The organism is uncultured Methylophaga sp. (assembly GCF_947259025.1).
In the GTDB taxonomy this organism is placed as follows: Bacteria; Pseudomonadota; Gammaproteobacteria; order Nitrosococcales; family Methylophagaceae; genus Methylophaga.
In genome coordinates, this window is the sequence record NZ_CAMYKO010000001.1 from 171,712 (window position 1) to 188,337 (window position 16,626).

14 protein-coding genes and 1 tRNA gene are annotated in these 16,626 nt (G+C 51.3%); 10 read left to right on the forward strand and 5 right to left on the reverse strand.

Annotation, left to right across the window (positions count from 1 at the left end; translation table 11 throughout):
* Positions 1-33: 33 nt before the first annotated feature.
* Both mutL and Q0X64_RS00855 read left to right on the forward strand, forming a co-directional pair.
* Positions 34-1,683 carry a DNA mismatch repair endonuclease MutL gene (mutL, locus tag Q0X64_RS00850; protein ID WP_297807722.1) on the forward strand — a complete coding sequence of 550 codons (1,650 nt, stop codon included), beginning with the start codon at positions 34-36 and terminating at the stop codon, positions 1,681-1,683.
* A gap of 25 nt (positions 1,684-1,708) precedes the next feature.
* Positions 1,709-2,833 (forward strand): hypothetical protein, encoded by a 1,125-nt coding sequence (locus Q0X64_RS00855; protein ID WP_297807723.1) that lies wholly within the window; start codon positions 1,709-1,711, stop codon positions 2,831-2,833.
* A 148-nt stretch (positions 2,834-2,981) separates the two neighbouring features.
* Here the strand turns inward: Q0X64_RS00855 and Q0X64_RS00860 are convergent, their stop codons facing one another.
* Complete coding sequence (locus tag Q0X64_RS00860) at positions 2,982-6,104, reverse strand: efflux RND transporter permease subunit (RefSeq protein ID WP_297807726.1); 3,123 nt, start codon at positions 6,102-6,104, stop codon at positions 2,982-2,984.
* Between the two features lie 68 nt (positions 6,105-6,172).
* Positions 6,173-7,270: a hypothetical protein gene (locus Q0X64_RS00865; protein WP_297807729.1), complete on the reverse strand. Its 1,098-nt coding sequence runs from the start codon at positions 7,268-7,270 to the stop codon at positions 6,173-6,175.
* A 137-nt stretch (positions 7,271-7,407) separates the two neighbouring features.
* On the opposite strand from Q0X64_RS00865, the gene Q0X64_RS00870 reads away from it, so the two are divergent.
* From Q0X64_RS00870 to dhaL, 3 genes are all read left to right on the forward strand, one after another.
* Positions 7,408-7,483, forward strand: a tRNA-Phe gene (locus Q0X64_RS00870).
* Between the two features lie 537 nt (positions 7,484-8,020).
* Complete coding sequence (locus Q0X64_RS00875) at positions 8,021-9,184, forward strand: porin (RefSeq protein WP_297807732.1); 1,164 nt, start codon at positions 8,021-8,023, stop codon at positions 9,182-9,184.
* A 365-nt stretch (positions 9,185-9,549) separates the two neighbouring features.
* A complete protein-coding gene (dhaL, locus tag Q0X64_RS00880; RefSeq protein ID WP_297807736.1) occupies positions 9,550-10,179 on the forward strand; it encodes a dihydroxyacetone kinase subunit DhaL in 630 nt (209 codons plus the stop codon).
* Between the two features lie 38 nt (positions 10,180-10,217).
* Here dhaL and Q0X64_RS00885 read toward each other — a convergent pair whose 3' ends face one another.
* The 3 genes from Q0X64_RS00885 to Q0X64_RS00895 all read right to left on the reverse strand — a co-directional run bounded on the left by Q0X64_RS00885 (position 10,218) and on the right by Q0X64_RS00895 (position 12,521).
* Positions 10,218-10,589 (reverse strand): GxxExxY protein, encoded by a 372-nt coding sequence (locus Q0X64_RS00885; RefSeq protein WP_297807739.1) that lies wholly within the window; start codon positions 10,587-10,589, stop codon positions 10,218-10,220.
* Positions 10,590-10,664: 75 nt separating this feature from the next.
* Complete coding sequence (dhaK, locus tag Q0X64_RS00890) at positions 10,665-11,654, reverse strand: dihydroxyacetone kinase subunit DhaK (protein ID WP_297807742.1); 990 nt, start codon at positions 11,652-11,654, stop codon at positions 10,665-10,667.
* Positions 11,655-11,669: 15 nt separating this feature from the next.
* Positions 11,670-12,521, reverse strand: coding sequence for an HAD-IIA family hydrolase (locus Q0X64_RS00895; RefSeq protein ID WP_297807746.1), 852 nt, complete (start codon positions 12,519-12,521; stop codon positions 11,670-11,672).
* A 252-nt stretch (positions 12,522-12,773) separates the two neighbouring features.
* Between Q0X64_RS00895 and hxlA (Q0X64_RS00900) the strand changes: the two genes are divergently transcribed.
* The 5 genes from hxlA (Q0X64_RS00900) to hxlB all read left to right on the forward strand — a co-directional run bounded on the left by hxlA (Q0X64_RS00900) (position 12,774) and on the right by hxlB (position 16,501).
* Positions 12,774-13,415, forward strand: a complete 642-nt coding sequence (gene hxlA, locus Q0X64_RS00900) for a 3-hexulose-6-phosphate synthase (RefSeq protein WP_297807747.1) — start codon at positions 12,774-12,776, stop codon at positions 13,413-13,415.
* Between the two features lie 310 nt (positions 13,416-13,725).
* Positions 13,726-14,019 (forward strand): hypothetical protein, encoded by a 294-nt coding sequence (locus Q0X64_RS00905; protein WP_297807750.1) that lies wholly within the window; start codon positions 13,726-13,728, stop codon positions 14,017-14,019.
* A gap of 140 nt (positions 14,020-14,159) precedes the next feature.
* Positions 14,160-15,149, forward strand: a complete 990-nt coding sequence (locus Q0X64_RS00910; RefSeq protein ID WP_297807753.1) for a transaldolase — start codon at positions 14,160-14,162, stop codon at positions 15,147-15,149.
* A 165-nt stretch (positions 15,150-15,314) separates the two neighbouring features.
* On the forward strand, positions 15,315-15,950 hold the full coding sequence (gene hxlA, locus Q0X64_RS00915; RefSeq protein WP_297807756.1) for a 3-hexulose-6-phosphate synthase: 636 nt from the start codon (positions 15,315-15,317) through the stop codon (positions 15,948-15,950).
* Between the two features lie 17 nt (positions 15,951-15,967).
* Entirely contained in the window at positions 15,968-16,501 is a 534-nt protein-coding gene (hxlB, locus tag Q0X64_RS00920; RefSeq protein ID WP_297807758.1) for a 6-phospho-3-hexuloisomerase, read from the forward strand.
* Positions 16,502-16,626 lie beyond the last annotated feature (125 nt).

The window sequence follows — 16,626 nt, forward strand, 5'->3', positions numbered from 1 at the left end:
GTCCATATTCCAAGTTACTGCTAAACTTGCAGCATGACTAAACGTATCCATGCCCTGCCCCTGCAACTGGCCAACCAGATCGCCGCCGGTGAGGTGGTTGAGCGGCCGGCCTCGGTGCTCAAGGAACTGGTGGAAAACAGTATTGATGCCGGGGCCACGCAGATTGATATTCAGATAGAAGGGGCCGGCAGTCAGCTGATCAAGGTCACGGATAATGGCAGCGGCATTCACCCGCAGGACTTGCCGCTGGCGCTCAGCCGCCATGCCACCAGCAAGCTGGACAGTAAAGAACAACTCAGCCACATCAACAGTCTGGGTTTTCGCGGTGAGGCACTGCCCAGTATTGCCTCGGTCTCACGGCTAACGCTGGTGTCGAAACAGACCGATCAGGACTGCGCCTGGCAGCTCAGTGGTGATGACCAGGCGGTTGAACCGGCCGCCCATCCGGATGGCACCAGCATCAGCGTTGCCGAACTGTTTTTCAACCTGCCTGCCCGCCGCCACTTTCTGCGTAGTGACAAAACCGAGCTGCATCACTTGCAGACCTGTTTTAACCGGCTGGCATTAAGTCGCTTCGATATCGGCTTTGCTGTGCGTTTCGGTGACCAGAAAAATCGCCTGCCCGCCATCACTGAGCCTGCCGAGTATGCCCGTCGTATCGGCAAAATCTGTGGGCTAGGCTTTGTCCGTGATGCCCGTTATTTTGAACAGCAATTTGATGCCATCAGACTGCATGGCTGGGTCGGCAAACGCTCCGCACACCGGGCACAGACCGATGTGCAGTATTTCTTTATCAATGGCCGGGTGATTCGTGACCGGATTATCAATCACGCTATCCGTCAGGCGTACGGTGATGCGTTGCCGGCAGGAAGACAGCCGGCATATGTGTTGTATCTGGAACTGCCGCTGGATCGGGTTGATGTCAATGTCCATCCCACCAAGCATGAAGTGCGCTTCCGTGATGCCCGGTTGGTGCATGGCCTGATTACCCGCGCTGTTGAAGAAGCGCTGGATGACACTGGCACATCCCCCCAGACACAGACCGAGTTACCACTGGCAACAACTCAACCCACTGAAGTCAGGGATGCTCAGCCGGTTTATCGAGACCATGGGGCAAAACCGTCTTTAGCAGCTACCCCCCTCAATAAAACTCAGCACAGCACCGACGCATTGTTAGTGCTGCACCAGCGCTTTGCCCTGATCACCGAGCCGGAACCGGCACTGATCGATTTACAACTAGCTGATTATCAACTGCGCCAACAACAACTGCAGCAGGCCATTGCCGAAAACAGGCTGGCTTCACGGCCAATCCTGGTTCCCACCCCACTGACGCTGAGCAGCCAACAACTGGCTTTGCTGGATCAACACCGTCAGTTACTGGAACAAATGGCAATGGTCTATGACATCAGAGCCGAACAGGCTGCCATCAAACGTATTCCCTACCTGCTATCACAGGTGGATCTGCAACAGTTGACCTCGGCCGTTGTCGAATGTCTTGAAGTCAATGGTGATGATGAAGCAGCGCTCAGCCAGACGCTTCAGGCGCTGTTGCCAAAGTCTCCTATCCTGTCCCAGCAACAGGCACGTGACATACTGGCACAAATCCAGGTCGAGCCCGCTCAAGACGCGAGCTGGAGGCAGAAACTTGATCCGGCGACATTGACTGGCTTATTCTCGAACTAAATTTTCTTTGCTTAAGCGAACCGATATGGCCAAGTCAGCCCGACCTACTCCCTCTCTCATTCCAGCCGTTCTGGCTCTGATCGTGCTGGTCATACTTGGCTATCTGTTGTTCGCCGATCTGCAACCCTCACGCACGGAACACACGGTGACGCCACCGATTGAAATCGAGGAAGCCGGTCAGGATGTGATTACCGAAGAAACCATCGACATCGCCCCTGAGCAGCAACAGGTGATGGAGGAAGAAGCCTCTACTTTTGTTGACAATCTGGCTCCTGAACCCAGTGAAGAGAAAACCGTTACCATTACCGAGCAACAGGGTGAGTTTGTTCGACATGACGGTACGATTGCTATTCCCAAGCTGGAACAGCGCGATACCACGATTGGCGAGCTGATGGAGGACAAAAGCCTGGAAGCCGACACCCCGCTGACATTGCAATACACTGAAACCCAAAAACAGACGACCACGCTGGACGATTTGGATGCGACAACTGAAGACAAAACCGAAGTTATCACCCTGGAGCAGGAGGATGGCAGCCGTCGTCAGGCACCATTGGCTGATTTGATGAATGATAAAAGTCTGGATAAATCAGCAGCGGTCACCGTTATCACTGAAACCGAGCGTACCCGGCAGACTACTGCTGGTGAGCTGGCAGAGTCTGGCATTGAGCCTTCACAGCAAGTCACGGCCACCATTAACCGCGGGGTTGAAGAACTATCAGTTAAAGAAATAGTACAAAGCGGTGAATTACCCGATAACGCGCTGTTTTACCTGCACAGGGTCACAGAGCGCGACCGTCAGGGTTTATGGGGGATTATTCAGAGCGGCCTGATTCAGCGTTTCCGCCAAGGGCTGACACTGGAAGGCATTGCCCCCAACAAAAACATGGTGCGGGTAACCATCCCTGCTGACGCTGACGAACCGCTGCCGACCGGACTCAGTTCATTTCTGGGAAAAGTCCTCAATAACAAGGTGGAGACAAGCTACATCTACAACTTCACCACCCGTGCCATGGGTCATAACCCCGACCTGATTCATCCCGGCCAGCAATTGATCCTGATTCATTTCAGTCCGGATGAGCTCAAAAAAATCTATCTGTTTTTCGCCGATCAACGCAATGAGCGCGCCCAGAGCTTCGCCATTCAACCCTGATGCTGGACTTGTTACTGTTGCTGCTTGTGGCAGGCATTATTGCCCTTGCCTTCCTGATGCCGCTGGATTGATAAGGTTGGCTTATCAAGCACAGAAACCATTTATTTGATTCAAACGGCCGGACGTAATGTCAGAACTGGCCAAAAAATCAGCCTTTGAAGCTTTTTTCCACGAGGCCAGACTCTTCCCTTTTCTCAAATTTCCCAAAGCGCAGCATCACGCTCGGCAAAACCAGCAGGTTGAGAATGGTCGAAGACACCAGGCCGCCAATAATGATACTGGCCATCGGCCCCATGATCTCACGACCGGGATTGTCCGAATTAACCGCAATCGGCAGCATAGCCAGCGCGGTCACCAGCGCCGTGATCAGAATCGAAGGCAACCGCTCCTGCGCGCCACGAATCGCTGTCTCCAGGTCCCAGCGGGCGCCTTCTTCTGCGACCAGGTACTGGTAATGCGAGACCAGCATGATCGAGTTGCGCAAAGTGATGCCAAAAAGCGTGACAAAGCCCACCATCGAGCCTATCGATAGCACACCATTTGTCATCAGCACCGCAATCACCCCGCCCACCAGTGAAAACGGCAGGTTAATCAACACCAGCGCCATATTACGCAGACTGCGTAAAGCCAGATAAAGCAGTAACAACACGGCAATGCCAGCCAGGCTGGAGTGCACAATCAAATCCTCACGTGACTGAGCTTGGGCTATCGCCGCACCGGTAAATTCAGGGTAAATATCAGCACTGAAGGAAACCTCATCCCGAACCCGTTGCCTCAGTTCATCAAAAAACGAGGTTAAATCACGCCCGCTGACATTACAGGTCACGGTCTGCAGCCGCTGGGCATCACGATGCAGGATTGCGTGGCGCCCGGACACCTGCTCTACCGTGGCAATATCCTGCAAGCTCAGCATAAAACCATCTGCCGCCCGGATCGGCAGCTCCCGCACATGTCGCATTTGCTGGCGCAAGTTCTCAGGTACCACCACCACCACATCGTAGATCTGGTTACCCTGCTGAACCTGACCCACTGTGGTGCCGTCATAAGCCGTTTTCAGCGTATCCATCACCTGTTTGGGGCTGAGTCCCCAGAAAGCTAATCGATCCAAATCCAGCCGAATTTCCAGTTGTGGCTCACTGGGTGGTGCCCGTAATTGAATATCCGTGGCGCCGTCGATCTCTTGCATGACCTGCGCAATTTCGCGAGCTTTTTGATCCAGCGCGTCCAGATCCTGACCATAAACATTAACCACCACCGGCGAGGTATAACCGGAAATCGTTTCATCAATGCGTTCAGTCAGGAAGGAGTTCACTTCGGAATTAATGCCGGGAAACGCTTCCAGAATATCGCGGATCTCGTCCAGGACCCGCTGCTGGGATGTGCCGTCCATCGGTTCCAGATCCACTTCATATTCACTGTAATGAGTGCCAAAGGTATCCGCCCCACGCTCGGCACGGCCCGCCCATTGCGAAGTCGAGCGAACCCCGGGGATCGCCGCCACCCGTTTTTCTATTTCGCCGCCGATGCGTAAAGACTCACCAATAGAAGTGCCGGGAATACTGGAGGTGTGAATGATGTAGTGACCCTCACGCAGTTCGGGCAGGAAACTGCCGCCGAGCAGCGGCAGGATGCCGATACCAGTCAAACACAAAAGTAATACGCCAGATACCGTCAGGCCGGGCGCACGGCTGATGGCGCGCAGTGATTTGGCGTATAGCGGCTTGAGCCACCGGACCACCGGCGGCTCACGGTCACTGATATCCCCTTTATGGGTCAGCAACAGATGACACAGTGCCGGGGTGACAGTCAGCGCCACCAGCAGGGAAGCAAAAATCGACAGGATATAGGCTTCACCCAGCGGTTCGAACATGCGTCCGGCCACCCCGCTCAGGGTCAACAGCGGCACAAAGACCAGCATCACAATAAAGCTGGCATACACCACCGAACTTCTGACCTCCATGGAAGCCTGGTAGACCACTTCCATAGTGGGGCGCGGTGCTGGCAAGGCGGCATTCTGGCGCAATCGCCTGAAAATATTTTCAGTATCGATGATGGCATCATCCACCACTTCACCCAGCGCTATCGCCAACCCGCCCAGGACCATGATATTGATGTTGATGCCCAGCTCCAGCAGTACAATCAGCGCTGCCATGATCGACAGTGGAATCGCCGTCAGCGAGATAATGGCAGTACGCAGGTTGAACAGAAACAGCACCAGTACCAGCATCACCAGACCACCACCCACAAACAGGTGTTCACGGATATTGTGCAGCGAGCTCTCTATATAATTAGCAGGCCGGAACAGATCGTCGTGCAAGGTGATGCCTTCGGCTTCAAACCCCGGTTTAAACTCGGCCAGCGCAGCTTCAATGCCTTCGGTTACAGCCAGGGTCTCGGCATCATACTGACCGATAACCATCAACACTACGCCGGGCACTGTGCCCACCGCAGCGCCGCCGATAGTCGGTGCCGGCGCGGTTTTGACCGTGGCCACATCCCCAAGGTGCAGAATATCCACGCCGGTCTTGCGAATCACCACCTTGGCCAGTTGTTCGGCATTAAGCGGCTGTCCGGTGACCTGCAATGCCATACGCTGGTTGGGGTTTTCAATAAAGCCCGTGCCCTGAATGCCGGTTGCCTGCCGGGCTGCAGCCGTCACCTCTTCGACTGAGAGATCAAACTGTGCCAGTTTGTTGGGATCAATCTGGATTTGCAGTTGGCGCTCGTGGCCGCCAAAGACATTGATATCCGCGACCCCTTCGACACTGAGCAAGCGGGGTGACAGCGTCCAGTCGACTAAAGAGCGGAGTTGCATCAGGTCGTGACTGTCTGAGGTCAGACCAATAGTCATCACTGTCCCGGAAGAGGATTCCAGTGGCACCATTAACGGCGTTTCCACACCAACAGGTAATTGATCCTTGAGCCCCAGCAGCCGCTCGGAGACCAATTGCCGGTCCAGGTAAATATCGGTGCTGTCCTTAAAGGTCAGAATCAATACAGACAAGCTGGGAATAGACTGTGAACGCACAGATTCCAGCCCCACCAGCCCGCGCAGTGCATTTTCCAGCGGCTGGGTGACCAGGATCTCGACCTGCTCGGCAGTCAGACCCTGGGCTTCGGTTTGGATAATGACCTGCTTGGGGGCAAATTCCGGGAAGATATCCAGACTGGCATTGGAGAGCTTATAGGCGCCATAACCGAGCATGAGCATGGCCAGCGCCACCACGACCCCGCGAAAGCGAACCGAGAAGGCGACCAGCTTAGACAGCATTGATCACCTCAACAGTTGAGAACTCAGGCAGAACAACAGTCGCTGAATGATTCAGAAACGCCGGGCTATCAATCATCATCTTCATCCATGATTTGCCAGCTGAACTCTTCCGATAGCAACATCTGAGAACCCGCAACTATCAGTTTGTCTCCAGCTTCAAACTGAGACTGGATAAAGATCCCGCCGGTTATCGCTTGCCCCTGTTCCAGCGGTTTTCTGCGGTAGTTGTCATCAGCCTGTTGAATATAAGTCCAGGGCTTGCCGTCAACCCAGACAATCGCGCGCTCGGGAATGAAAAAGCCGTTTAAACCTTCTTCATTTTGCGGGATCCAGGCATGCAGGCGCATGCCCAGCCGCAATCTGCCGGTGTCCATACGGAAATAATAGGTCTCCCCCTGCGCCGCATGACTGGAGATATAGGCCGGTGACACGAAGTAGGCTTTTCTGGCCGTGTCCCGGTTGCCCTGACGTGAGACCTGGATAACGTTTACATCGGTGGGCAGGCTTAATGACACTGGCAAGGTGATCTGAATCAACGTCTCCTGGCGACTGACCAGGCGCTGGTAGGCTTTAGAATCCTCGTTGCTCAGCCAGTCGGCAATGACCGGGCCCCAGCCCTGGCTGACTTCGGTTCTGGCATCATCTAACGCTAATTGGGCCGATTCCTGCTTGAGTTGAGCCTGTCGCCAGCCGGACTCGGCATAGACCACTTTCTTATTAGCAATGCTACCCGTGCTGGCTGCCAGCTTTTTCAGTCGCTGAAACTCTTCATACTGGGCTCGCTCATCCGAACGCGCCAGTTCCAGCGCCAGTGACAATTGCTTCAGCTTTGAGCGCCACTGGATCAGTTCACGGACATCAATGATGCGGGCATAGGCTCTGGATTCAGGGAAATAAGTGTCCGGTTGCAGGCTGAGGGTCTGGATGCCTGCGGCATTGACGACCTCATCATCAAGCGTCACTAATCGAGAGGCGACCTGCTCCGACGCTTCATCATCATCGTCGTCATCGTCATCCGACGCTTTTTCTGCCGCCTCCATGTAGCTGTCGATAGCGTTATCCACCATAAGTGGCCAGGACTTATCTGTGACCAGTGGCACAGCCACAGCGATTATTATCAGTATGGCCAGCGTTAGCCACCAGGAAATTCTTTTATCTGACGCCATCTTATTCACTGCTTATATGGGACAAAATCATCGGTCATTAGAGCATGACCTCATGGCCGCGACAAGTTCAGCCACAATTAATCCTGCATTTCCCTTGACACGGCACCTGCCAAAAGGGTTTAATACGCAGCCTTATCGGCTCGATAGCTCAGTTGGTAGAGCAAGGGATTGAAAATCCCTGTGTCCCTGGTTCGATTCCAGGTCGAGCCACCACGAACATCAAAGCCCCGTCAGTTTTACTGGCGGGGCTTTTTTGTTTCCGGTGTTCAGATACTAACCACAGAGGCACAGAGGACACGGAGGTTTTTTGGGTTATCCGCAGATTGCACAGATTTTCGCGGATAAAAACATATCCCAGCGCTTGTAGCGCTTATACAGACACCTCTGCTTTAGGCGTTTTTTGCTTCATGTGGTGAAAACAACCAAAAAAAACGCGGTGGCGTAAAAGTCTCGACCGTGCAAGTCAAAGCCAAGTTATTAATGATTCCCACTAATCTGTGTCCATCTGCGTAATCTGTGGATGAACCTAAACCGCCTCTGTGCCCTCCGTGCCTCTGTGGTTCGATACACTTTCTGTATGACCTTTGTGGTAAAAAAAACACAAATTTGTGAAATTTTTGTCATTTCCTGATTTTTTGTTGTAAAAGTGTTGCATTGCATTTTTTTCTGTGCAAAATAGCTAACAACCGCGATTCAATCCGGTTGCGAGAGAAATTAAAGTAATCTGTTAACAATAGAAGGTGAAACAGAATGAAAAAACTAGCATTAGCCTCAATGGTTGCTGCAGCTGCAGCTGTTGCCGCTCCGGCACAAGCTGTCACTGTCATGGCCGAAGATGGTTGGACACTGGGCGTTAGCGGCTCTGTCAACCAGTTCGCCGTGTTCACTGACAACGACGCTACTGGCAACGATACATCTGAAGTTCGTGATGGTCTGCTGCCATCATTCATCAACTTTGATATGACTGCACCAACCATGAACGGTCTGGACATCGCAGCGCATATCTCTTTCAGCCCATCAACCAATACTGACAGCTACGGTGCAACTGCTGGCGTCGGTGGTTCAGGCCTGGAACAACGTGAAGTTTACTTCACTGTTGACGGTTCTTTTGGTCAAATCCTGGCTGGTAAAGCACTGGGTCTGTATGGTTCACACAACATCCTGACTGACCAGACTCTGTTCGGTGTCGGTTACGGTACTGGTGGCAACCTGCAAACCACTCTGGGTGGTATCGGTCTGGGTTATGACTACGCTTCATGGCGTTCACAAATCCGTTACACCACTCCTGACATGAACGGCTTCAAAGCGGCTTTCGCTATTGTTGACCCAACCAGTGGTGCAACTTCTCTGAACACCAAACCAACCGGCCCAGTTATTACTGGCGGTCGTGACCAGGACGATCTGCGTTATGAAGCAGACCTGTCTTACGCTGGTTCATTCGACGGCGGTTCTTACATGGGTTGGGTCAGTGGTGCATTCCAGAACAACGACGACCTGCCTGAAGATGCTCGCTACTGGACTGTCGGTGGTACCTTGGCACTGGGCGGTTTTGAATTTATGGCTCAGTACTCTGACGCAGAAGATTCAATTGACCCTGTTGCAGCTTCTCTGACTATCACTGGTGGCGTTCCAGCAGTAACTGCTGCTACTCCAGCTTCTGAAGCAGAGTGGAGCCAATACATCGTTCAAGCCGGTTACCGTTTTGCTGGTACCACTCTGGTATCTGCAAACTACGCAGAGCTTGAAGATGACAACGCTTCAACTGATGACACCATTGAAAAATGGACTGTCGGTGTTTACCACGACGTCAACGCTAACCTGAAACTCATTGCTGAGTACACCAGCGTTGAAGACGACAACGAAGATGCATTCGACCAAGATATCTTCGCTATCGGTGGTTTCGTATTCTTCTAATAGAGTACTTAAACACTTAAGCAACAACCTTCGGGTTGATGCTGAAGAAAATAAAAAGCCTCAACCTTCGGGTTGGGGCTTTTTTTTTGAAATTTCAATAACCACAGAGGCACAGAGGTCACGGAGATTCTTTGGGCTGAACGACTGAGGCTTGTCATTGGCGAACACCCTCTTCTGACTGGCGATCCTCGCTTTTTATATAACCTTATCCAAGGAAGAAAATATTCGACTCGCTTGAGATATCCAACTGCCATCATTATCACTGGGAAGTTTCTTTTCTCTGTGCACTCTGTGCCTCTGTGGTTCATTTGATCCCACAAGCCAAGGCTTTATAATCTGCTAAACGATCTGCACAAGGACACATCATGAGTATCAGCCCCCAATCCATTCCCGCCTTCCTGGAAGCCATCAGTCAAGACATTGAAGCCAATGCCGAGGAAGTCACGGCACTGGATCAGGCGATTGGCGATGGTGACCATGTGACCAATTTACAACGTGGCTTGGCGGCTTTGCAGGAGCAGTCCGCTGAGTTAAGTGAAATGAACTGGTCAGCAGCGCTGATGAAAATCGGGATGACGCTGATGTCGACGATGGGCGGGGCTTCCGGTTCTCTCTATGGCAGCCTGTTTATGGCGATGGGTAAAAAAGCCAAAGAGACTGAAGTGAATAAAGAAAGTTTTGCCGCTGCTTTCCGGGCTGGTGTTGAGTCGGTGAAAGCACGGGGTAAAGCCGATCTCGGTGAAAAAACCATGCTGGATACCTTAATCCCGGCAGTAGAGAGTCTGGAACAGAACAACGCTAGCGACTTGCCTGCTCAGTTGGATGCCCTCAAAAAAGCGGCTTACGACGGTATGTTGTCGACGAAGGACATGCTGGCAACCAAGGGCCGGGCTTCGTTTCTAGGCGAACGGGCACGCGGCCATATCGATGCCGGGGCACGCACCAGCCAATTAATGATTTGTGCAGTGGCTGAGGTGCTTCAGGAAACCGAATAAATATAACCACAGAGGCACAGAGGACACAGAGTCTTAAGTTAGTTATTGAGCATTCTGACAATGCCCTGTCGCATTACTGACACATTGAAGTTGAGCAAAAGACCATATCTTAGTTTGGCTAATTTCAGATAGCTGAGTAACTGCGCTTTATGAACCGCGATTATGGCATCCACTGTTTTCAATTCAATGATGACAGTGCTCTCAACCAGTAAGTCACAACGGTAAAATGAATTGAGTCGTTTGCCTTTGTAGACGATAGGGAGTGGATGCTGACTGTCTAAGGCCAGCCCTCTTTGCCTTAACTCCTCAATAAGGCATTCTTCGTATACGGCCTCCAAAAGGCCCGGCCCTAGCTCCCTGCGCACATCAATCGCTGTGCCAATAATCGAACGCGTTATCGAATTGCTCATACCTCCTCCTTGAGGTTACAAGTTCATGATCCTGCCTAATTTTTCTCTGTGCTCTCTGTGCTTCTGTGGTTAATATCAATATCCCCAGCGAAGTGCAGCGGTATGAACCGGCGCATCCCAGTACTGAATCATTTCCTGATCCAGCTTGGTCACGGTGACAGAACATCCAGCCATATCTAATGAGGTGGTGAAATTGCCTACCAAAGAGCGTTCCACCTCAACGCCGCGTTCGCTGAAGTATTGAGAAGCCAGGTCATACACCAGGTAAAGCTCCATCAGGGGCGTCGCACCAAAGCCATTCACATGCAGCAGGATTTTTTCGCCTTTGCCCGGAAACAGTTCTTTATCTATCGCAGCAACCAGGTGATCCACCATGTCACTGGCACTACTCAGATCCATCGGTTCACGACCACGCTCACCGTGAATACCCACTCCCATTTCCACTTCGTTTTCACCAATATCAAAAGTCGGTTTACCCAAAGCCGGCACGGTGCAACTGCTCAAAGCCACGCCCATTGAAGCGGTGGCATTGGCAACTTTGTCACCCAGGGCTTTACAGCTAGCCAGATCAGCCCCGGCCTCGGCAGCGGCGCCGACAATTTTTTCTACAATCAGCGTACCTGCCACACCGCGACGACCGGTTGAGTGGTCTTTGGGGAGAGACACATCGTCGCTAACCAGGACCGTATCATGCGGGCAGTCGAGCATTTCTGCAGCGATTTCAAAATTCATCACATCACCGGCGTAATTCTTGACGATAAACAACACACCGGCGCCGTTTTCAGCCTGCTGGGCTGCCATCATCATCTGGTCGGGTGTAGGAGAGGTGAAGATCTGTCCGGGACAGGCGGCGTCCAGCATGCCTCTGCCTACCAGACCGGTATGCAGCGGTTCATGGCCTGAGCCACCGCCGGAGATCAAGGCAACTTTAGGTGAGTCTGCAGCTATGTTGCGAGTCACAAAGTGAGGCTGGTGATTGAGGGTAATAATATCTTTATGTGCCTTGGCAAAGCCTTTCAGACTCTCTTCCAATACACTTTCAACGCCGTTGATCATCTTTTTCATTATTCTCTCCCGTTCTTATAAAGCTTGCTGCAAAGCCTGGGTAACGTTTTCCAGATCCTGCATCACCCAGGTTGGCTGATAGTCTACGTCTTTGATATCGGCTTCTGATGACACGCCGGTGAGTACCATAATGCTGCGTATACCGGCATTGACCGCTCCCAGAATATCGGTATTCAGGCGGTCGCCAATCGCAATGGTGTTGTCTTCTTCAGTGCCCAGAATCTTCAAAGCCTGCTGATACAGAATGGGCTCAGGCTTGCCGATACAAGTAGGCTTGATACCGGTGGCGGCTTCCAGCGCCGCCAGTGTGCCGCCGTTCCCGATCACTTCGCCCAGTTCGGTAGGCAGAGTGGTATCGGCATTGGTGGCATAAAAGGCTGCACCGGCGCGGATATTAAGGGTGGCCGTCGCCAGTTTGTCCCAGCTCAAGGTGCGATCAAGCCCGGAAACCACGATATCTGCGCCTTCACCGGTAATACCTTTATCAGGCTGATTGACCTGATAGAGACTGGTCAATTCGAACCCGGCTTGTTCCAGCGGCTGTTTAAGCCCGTCTTCACCGATAACAAACACACGTTTTTTATCGGCCGGCTGCCTATCCTTTAGATAGGTGGCCGTCGCCATGCTGGATGTCAGCACTTCTTCGGCACTGACCGTCACGCCCATATCGGCCAGTTTCTCTATATATTGTTGTTGGGTCAGGCTGGCGTTGTTAGTCGCCAGAATAAAGGGCAGTTGCTTGGCTCTGAGCAGCTCAAAAAAAGCCTGCAGTCCGGGCAGCGGTTGTTTGCCGTGCCAAAGCACCCCGTCCATATCGATAATAAGGCCGCCGATGTTGTTCAAAGCCACTGTTTCGTTTGTCGTCAAAACCTGCCCTCTGATTGCATTAATTGGGAAGCAAAGCGTCGCATACTTCAAATCAGCATGTCTAGCATTGTTGCCTGCTGCAAACTGTGTGAGTATTCAGGCATACAAATCACTGCGCGCTGTCGGTAAAAACCCCGAAACGCTCTGATTCAGGGCAAAAATTGACATTTTCGATTAAACTGCTTTATAGTCTGCGAGCGTATTTTTTAACGTATAACCTATAAACTGCAACCAAATTAGGAGCATGTCAGCATGGCAAAAGCACTTATTCAAATGGCACTGGATTCACTGGATTTCGATCAAACTATCGCACTTGCTGAGCAAGTTGCCCCTTACGTTGACATCCTGGAAGTGGGTACCCCTTGCATCAAGTACAACGGTCTGGAAATTGTTACTGCACTGAAAAACAAATTCCCTAACAACCTGGTTCTGGTTGACCTGAAAACAATGGACGCTGGCGAATACGAAGCGACCCCATTCTATGAAGCAGGTGCTGACATTTGTACTGTTCTGGGTGTATCTGATAAAGCGACCATGGGCGGCGTCATCAAAGCTGCCAATGCTAACAACTCAGAAGCGCAGATCGACCTGATCAGCGTTAAAGACAAAAAAGCAGTTGCGACTGAAGCAGCTCGCAACGGTGCGCAAATCATCGGTGTTCACACTGGTCTGGACGCACAAGCAGCCGGTCAAACACCTTTCGCTGACCTGCAAGAAATCGCTGGTCTGAACTTGGGTGTTCGTATCTCTGTTGCCGGTGGTCTCAACAAAGACACCATCCAAGACACCGTTCGCGCTGGCGCAACCATCGTTGTTGTGGGTGCAGCAATCTATGGTGCTGACTCACCTGCAGAATCTGCTAAAGAACTGCGTGCACTGGTTGACGCAGCCTAAGCGGAAACCCAATTTGCACTGAGCAAAGAAAAGACGAGTGGCCATTGGCCGCTCGTTTTTTTTCATTGCTACTTCAGTGTTTAATCATTCCAAATGGGTTAATGTGTTGGTGCCAGTCATACAAGAACCTGTTGTCAAACAGGCGGACTGAAGCATGACATGCAGTGGCAACACCCCGGGGCAGATTGACCAGGCGTCATCGGAATTAAGCTTCTGGCTTGCCACATAAAAACGAAAATAGTAATTTACCCGTTGCACCAACCTCGTTATGTTGGGCAGATGGGGTTAAAAATGTAACAGGGGTATAATCATGAATGAAAATAAAGGTTTACTTGCTTCGATTTGTGGCTTTTTTAAAGGCCTGTTCTCTTCAAGCCCGGCTGCTGACAACAAACCAGCCGCTGCCAATGATGGCCTGACGGGTGTTGAACGTTACATCAGAAACCAGGCACAGGGTGGCGCCCAGTTGACCGGTGTAGAACAGTACATCAGAAATCAGGTTAGCAGTAACACGCCTGTAACTGGTGTAGAACAGTATGTTCGTAGCCAGTCTCAATCGAAACCAATGACGGGTGTTGAACGTTACATTCAAAATAAAGGCTAATCAGCCTTTAACCCCATCCCGGTGATACGTGGCCGCTTTTAGGCGGTTAGCCCGACTTTTCGTGTCCCGACATTCAATTGTTCAGTCTGCTTTTAATAAGCGATTGGCATTTTTATTTTTGCAAACTAAAGGTACATAACATGGCAAATTTACTTGATCAGCTTAAGGAAATGACCGTTGTTGTTGCTGATACCGGTGATATTGAAGCAATCAAGAAATACACCCCGCGCGATGCGACAACTAATCCATCACTGATTACTGCCGCCGCGCAGATGCCTCAGTATCAAGGTATCGTTGACGATACTCTGGAAGCAGCGCGTGAAAGCCTGGGTTCAGATGCACCGGCATCTGAAGTTGTTTCGCTGGCTTTTGATCGTCTGGCTGTGTCTTTCGGTCTGAAAATCCTAGACATCATTCCAGGCCGCGTTTCTACTGAAGTTGACGCACGTCTGTCATACGACACTGAAGCGACCATCGCTAAGGGTCGTGACCTGATCGCCCAATACGAAGCGGCCGGTGTGGATCGTAACCGCATCCTGATCAAAATCGCTTCAACCTGGGAAGGTATTCAGGCCGCTGCCGTTCTGGAAAAAGAAGGCATCCACTGTAACCTGACTCTGCTGTTCGGTCTGCACCAAGCCATCGCTTGTGCGGAAAACGGCATTACCCTGATTTCTCCATTCGTAGGTCGTATCCTGGACTGGTACAAGAAAGACACCGGTCGTGACTCTTACGAATCACATGAAGATCCGGGTGTACTGTCAGTGACTGCTGTTTACGAGTATTATAAGAAGTTCGGATACAACACCGAAGTCATGGGCGCTAGCTTCCGTAACATGGGTGAAATCACCGAACTGGCCGGCGTTGACCTGCTGACCATTTCACCTAAGCTGCTGGAAGAGCTGCAAAACAGCGAAGGCACACTGGAACGTAAACTGTCTCCGGAAATCTCTGCCAAGTCTGACATCGAAAAAATCTCGATGGACAAAGATACTTTCGAGAAAATGCATGCCGAGAACCCAATGGCACAGGAAAAACTGAGCGAAGGTATCGACGGTTTTGCCAAAGCGCTGGAAACATTGGAAGAATTGCTTGCTGATCGTCTGGCAAGCCTGGAAAGCGTCGCTTAATTCAAGCACAGCTTTCGAACGTATTCAGCCCGCTCCGCTGTGAGCGGGCCGGAATGCAAATGAAAACGGCTACATTGACTTGTGGCCGTTTTCTATCTATAGTCCCGCTTCGCTCACAGAGAGAAGCGTGAACAATCATTTTTACTACACTTAGGAGTATGTAACATGGCTGAAATCCAAATGGCACTCGACTCACTGGACTTCGACGCAACTATGGCACTGGCTGAGCAAGTCGCGCCTTACGTCGATATCCTGGAAATTGGTACACCATGCATCAAGTACAACGGTCTGAAACTGGTTAAAGCCCTGAAAGCGGCTCACCCAGACAAGAAGATCCTGGTTGACCTGAAAACTATGGATGCGGGTGAATACGAAGCCTCTCCTTTCTTCGAAGCGGGTGGTGACATCACTACCGTTCTGGGTGCTTCTGATATGGCGACCATCAAAGGCGTTATCAAAGCAGCCAACGCTAACAACGCAGAAGCTCAAATCGACCTGATCGGTGTTGAAGATAAAACTGCCGTTGCTAAAGAAGCAGCTCAAAACGGTGCACACATCATCGGTGTTCACACTGGTCTGGACGCACAAGCAGCTGGCCAAACTCCATTCGAAGACCTGAAAACCATCACTGGTCTGGGTATGGACGTTAAAGTTTCTGTTGCCGGTGGTATCAACAAAGACACCATCCAAAGCTGTGTACAAGCTGGTGCAGCAATCGTTGTTGTTGGTGCTGCTATCTACGGTGCGCCTTCTCCAGCAGACTCTGCTAAAGAACTGCGTGCACTGGTTGACGCAGCCTAAGCGAGAGGAATTTTATAATGCATCGAGATCTACTCTTAAATAAAATCACCGATATCCTCGGCGCGACTGATGAATCACTTGAAGCCACACTGGTTTCCATGTGTGATTCAGCCAAACGTATCTTCATTACAGGTGCGGGTCGCTCCAGGCTGGTAGGTAACTTCTTAGGCATGAGATTGATGCATAGTGGTTATGAAACCTATGTTCAAGGTGAAGTTGCGACACCAAGCATCCGTGAGGGCGATCTGCTGATCGTTATCTCCGGCTCTGGTGAAACAACCCAGCTTGTTTCATTTGCCAATAAAGCCAAGTCTGAAGGCGCGAACGTCGTGCTGATCTGCTCTAAATCACAATCCACGATTGGTGATATTGCAGACCAGACTATTCAAATTGGTAACGATGACAGCTTTGCGAAAACCAAAGGTCTGCCAATGGGTACCATGTTTGAATTGTCGACGCTGATGTTCCTGGAAGCAACGATCTCATATCTCATTCATGAGAAAGATATTGCTGAGGAAGATATGCGTTACAGACACGCTAATATGGAATAACCACTGTTCCTTAGCTTAAGACAAAAAACGGGCAATCTTCGGATTGCCCGTTTTTTTGTGTCTGTCGTTTTTGTTTCGTCCGCTGATTGACAGGCTACTTCATTTTTCACTGAGCGGCCCGGGCG